The 4,248-nt window shown below is 71.9% G+C and carries 5 protein-coding genes and 2 pseudogenes; all 7 read left to right on the forward strand.

The genetic code is table 11. The features are described 5' to 3' along the window. Positions 1-206 (forward strand): annotated as a pseudogene (locus tag GBZ26_RS27695) (hypothetical protein); the annotation flags it as partial. A gap of 17 nt (positions 207-223) precedes the next feature. Beyond that, positions 224-565 (forward strand): cation transporter, encoded by a 342-nt coding sequence (locus GBZ26_RS27700; protein WP_174441562.1) that lies wholly within the window; start codon positions 224-226, stop codon positions 563-565. After that, positions 562-948 (forward strand): hypothetical protein, encoded by a 387-nt coding sequence (locus GBZ26_RS27705; protein ID WP_211104995.1) that lies wholly within the window; start codon positions 562-564, stop codon positions 946-948. The genes GBZ26_RS27700 and GBZ26_RS27705 overlap by 4 nt, the downstream gene beginning before the upstream one ends. Beyond that, positions 945-1,301 (forward strand): hypothetical protein, encoded by a 357-nt coding sequence (locus GBZ26_RS27710; protein WP_174441563.1) that lies wholly within the window; start codon positions 945-947, stop codon positions 1,299-1,301. Before GBZ26_RS27705 ends, GBZ26_RS27710 begins: the two co-directional genes overlap by 4 nt. Next, entirely contained in the window at positions 1,294-1,644 is a 351-nt protein-coding gene (locus tag GBZ26_RS27715) for a YtxH domain-containing protein (protein ID WP_174441564.1), read from the forward strand. Before GBZ26_RS27710 ends, GBZ26_RS27715 begins: the two co-directional genes overlap by 8 nt. Further along, the gene (locus tag GBZ26_RS27720; RefSeq protein ID WP_174441565.1) at positions 1,641-3,746 is read left to right on the forward strand and encodes a heavy metal translocating P-type ATPase; all 2,106 of its coding nucleotides are present in this window, start codon (positions 1,641-1,643) and stop codon (positions 3,744-3,746) included. Before GBZ26_RS27715 ends, GBZ26_RS27720 begins: the two co-directional genes overlap by 4 nt. A 146-nt stretch (positions 3,747-3,892) precedes the next feature. Beyond that, positions 3,893-4,248: pseudogene (locus GBZ26_RS27725) on the forward strand (glycine zipper 2TM domain-containing protein); the annotation flags it as partial.

Raw genomic sequence — 4,248 nt, forward strand, 5'->3', positions numbered from 1 at the left:
CCGCTCCCGCCCTGGAGGACAAACCGGCCGCCCCGGAGCTGAAATGGCGGATCAACCGCGCGGCCAAGATCGGGATGATGGGCAGCATGGCGGCGACCCTGGCGGCGCTGGGGGTGGGCAAGCGCGTCCACGCCGGGTTCGGCACGCTGTTCGTCGCCTTCATGCTCGTCCACATGACCGTGCAGCGCAAACGCCTCTTCCAATGACCGACCGAGAACCGAGCATGCCCGACGATTTCCTGAGCCGGCTGGCCGCCGCCCTGACCATCGCGCACCACATTCCGGGCCGGGTGCGGCTGAAGCTGGACGGCGCCGCGGAGCGCGGTCTGGCGGCGCTGGCCGACGACGCCAGGGCGCTGCACCGGGCGCTCACCGGGGCGGAGGGCATCCGCTCCGTCGCGCTGAACCCGCTCGCCCGGTCCTGCACCATCGAATACGACCCCACGGTGATCCCGCCCTCGGCGTGGCCGGATCTGCTGCGCGGGGAAGCCAGCGCGGCGGCCGGGACGCTGCTGCGCATCGCCACCGCCGGCTTTGCGGGTGGTGCGCCGGAAAGGAGACCATGATGCTGCCGCTTCTGACATTCGCGTCCGGCGTGATCGCCGGGGCCATCGGCGTCCGGATGGTGAAAAACGCCAAGGCCAAGGCCGATCCCACGATCGCCGACCTCCGGGCCACCAACCTCAAGTCCGTCGATGTGAAGGCCGCCGCCCGCGAGGGCGCGGGCAAGGCCCAGTCTGCGGTGCGCGAGGCCGCGGTCACCGGCCTGCTGGCCATCGAGCGGACCTCCGCGGGTCTGCGCTCCCGCCTCGCCACGCCGGTGGAGGAAGCCCCTGTGGAGGCGGCTCCCGTCGAGGCGGCTCCCGTCGAAGCGGAGGCGGTGAAGGAGGATGCGGCGGAGCCGGTGAAGACCGAGCCGGCGCCGTCCGCCGCACCGGGGGCCGCGTGAAACGCGCGAAGCGGCGCGGCAAGGCGCGGGGCTCCGGCACGCTCGCCGCCGACATCACGCGCGACTTCACGCGCGGCATGGTGGCGACCGGCCTGCTGACCGCCGTCCAGGACCGCTGGGTGACGGGCGCCGAGCCCCCCGCGCCGCGCACCATCCTGCGCCACGGCCTGCAGGGCGGTGCGGCCCTGGCCGCCGCCAGCGTCGCCGCCGACGCCCTGCGCAACCGCGATTACGCGCGCCTCGCCTTGGCGGTCGCCGCCGGGGCGGCGGGCGTGGTCATGATCGAACATCTGCTGAATCCGGCGGAAGAGCCGCCGCAAGAACGGCCGAAACACGAGGACCCCCATGGCTAAGAAGATCAAGAAGGCGTTGAAGAAGCTGAAGAAGCAGCAGCGCCAGCACGAAGCCGCCATGGCCGCTGGCGGTACGCCGATGGGCGCCAACGCGGCGCGGGGGCAGGGGCTTCTCGGCGGGCTGAGTGGCCTTCTCCCGTCGCGCCGGTCCGAGCAGTTCCTGGTCGGCCTCCTGGTCGGGGCGGCGGCGGCCTATGTGCTGTCCGACGAGGAGTTGCGCGGCAAGATCGTGAAGTCCGGTCTGAAGCTGTACGGCAACCTCGCCGGCGGCCTTGCCGAGATGAAGGAGCAGATGGCCGACCTCCAGGCCGAGCTGGAGGCGGAACAGGCCGGAGCGTTATGAGCGGCCTGCCCTGGTTCCTGCGGCTGGAGCCGGTCCATCGGGTTCCGGGGCGCGTCCGACTGCGCTACGCCTGCCGTCCCGGCACCCCCGCCGACGAGGCGACCCTGCACCGGGTGGTGGAGGCGGTCGCCGGGGTGACGTCGGTCCGGGCGAGCCGCGCCGCGCGGTCGCTGGCCGTCCGCTACGATCCGGCGGTGACCGACGCCACGGCGCTGTGCCTCGCGCTGGCCACCCTGCCGATCCCCGACCCGGCGGCGCCCGTGGCGGCGGCGGAGGGCGGGGAGAATCACGGCGCCGTTCTGGTCCGCAGCCTCGCCACGCTGGCCGGCGGCTTCCTGTTGCCCATGCCCCTGCGACTGCCGCTGTCGCTGGCCGTCGCCATGCCGATGCTGCGCGAGGGCATGGCCATCTACGGGCGGGAGGGTGTCAACTCCCACGTTCTGGAAGCGGCGGCGGTGGCGATCTCCCTGGCGCGGCGGGATTTCACCGCGGCCAACACCACCGTCTTCATGCTGGCGCTCGGCGAATACATGGAGGAGTCCATCGCCCGCCGGTCGGACGCGCTGCTGAAGCGGCTGCTCCGCCCGTCGAGCGATCAGGTGTGGCTGCTGCGCGACGGGGTGGAGGTCCAGGTGCCCGCCGACACCGTCCTGGTCGGCGACAGCGTGGTCATCGGCGCCGGGACGGTGATCCCGGTGGACGGCACGGTGCTGAGCGGGGAGGCGACCGTCAACGAGGCCGCCATGACCGGCGAGAGCGCCCCGGTGGTCAAGCAGCGCGGCTCCGCCGTCCTCTCCGGCACGCTGATGGAGGAGGGACGGCTGGTCGTCTACGCCGAGCATGTCGGCAGCCACACCGCCGCCGCCCGCATCGCCGATTACGTCGAGCAGTCGCTGACCGCCAAGAGCGAGGCGCAACTCGACGCGGCGCGCCTGGCCGACCGGCTGGTGCCCACGGTGCTGAAGCTGGCCGGCGGGTCCTTCCTGATGACCGGCGACTGGCGCAGCGCGGCGTCGGTGCTCCAGGCCGACTATTCCTGCGCGCTGAAGCTGGCGACCCCGGTGGCCTTCAAGTCGGCCATGTACGGGGCGGGGCAGGCGGGCATCCTGATCAAGGGCGCCAACGCGCTGGAGCGGCTGGCCCAGGCCGACACGGTCATTTTCGACAAGACCGGCACGCTGACCACCGGCGATCTGCAGGTGACCGATTCCATCGCCTTCGACCCCACCTTCAGCCCCGACGACCTGATCTGCCTCGCCGCCTCGGTGGAGGAGCATTACTTCCACCCGCTGGCGATGGCCGTGGTCAACGCCGCCAAGGAAACGCACAACCGCCATTTCGACCATCAGGAGGTGAAGTTCATCGTCGCCCACGGGGTGGCCAGCGTCATCGACGGCAAGCGCATCGTCGTCGGCTCCCGCCACTTCATCGAGGACGACGAGGGCATCGACACCACGGCCCACCGCGCGGCCATCGACGCGCTGCACCGCGACGGCAAGACGCTGCTGTTCATCGGCTTCGGCGGGGTGCTGGCCGGCGTGCTGGCGCTGAAGGACAGCGTGCGCGCGGCCAGTGCGGCGACCATCGCGCGGCTGCGGCGGGCCGGGGTGAAGCGGGTGCTGATGCTGACCGGCGACCACCGCGACCGCGCCGCCGAGCTGGCCGCGGATCTGCACCTCGACGGCTTCCACGCCGACCTGCTGCCCACCGACAAGGCCCGCATCATCGAGGATCTGAGCCGCGACGGCGCGCGCATCGCCTTCGTCGGCGACGGCATCAACGACGCTCCGGCGCTGGCCGGCGCCCATGTCGGGATCGCCATGCAGAAGGGGGCGGACATCGCCCGCCTGACCGCCGACGTGGCGCTTCTGGAGGACCGGATCGAGCGGGTGGCCGACGCCAAGGAAACGGCGAACGCCGCCATGGCGCTGATCGCCCGCAACTACCGCCTGACGGTGGGGCTGAACAGCGCGATCCTCGGCGCCGCCGCGCTGGGCCTGCTGTCCCCGGTGGGCACCGCCGTGCTGCACAACGGGACTACCATCGGGATTCTGTTGAACGCGCTGCGTCGCGCGCCGGCCGCGGGCCTGCCCCCTTCCTGACCCCGGGGCCGCAGCCCGGATGCCAGGGCCGGGGTGGTGTACTTCGTTCGCGCGCACCCAAAATTGTCACGGGCTTCCCGGTTGTCGGGTGGATGAAGACTCCAGCCCCGGATGTTCATTCGGGTGAGACGTATCCTGGAGCCATCATGACGCACATCCGCTTCGCCCCCAAATCCCTCGCCATCGCGCTGCTGGCCGGTGTGGCGGCCATGGGTGCGGGGGTAACCCCGGTCCTCGCCGACCCGCCGGACTGGGCGCCGGCCCACGGCTGGCGCGCCAAGCAGGAGCGCCATCATGATCGTCATGACCGCGAACGCCACGAGCGTGGCCGCCACCACGAGCATGGCTACATCGACGGCGGCTATGGCGACGGGCGGGTGGTGATCGTCCGTCGGCCCCCGCCGGTGGTGGTCTATGAGGAGCCGCCGGTCGTGCATTATGCCCCGGCCCCTGTGTACATCGAGGAACCGCCGCCGGTGATCGTCCAGCAGCGCACCACGCG

Origin of the sequence: Azospirillum formosense (assembly GCF_013340925.1) — a bacterium.
In the GTDB taxonomy this organism is placed as follows: domain Bacteria; phylum Pseudomonadota; class Alphaproteobacteria; order Azospirillales; family Azospirillaceae; genus Azospirillum; species Azospirillum formosense.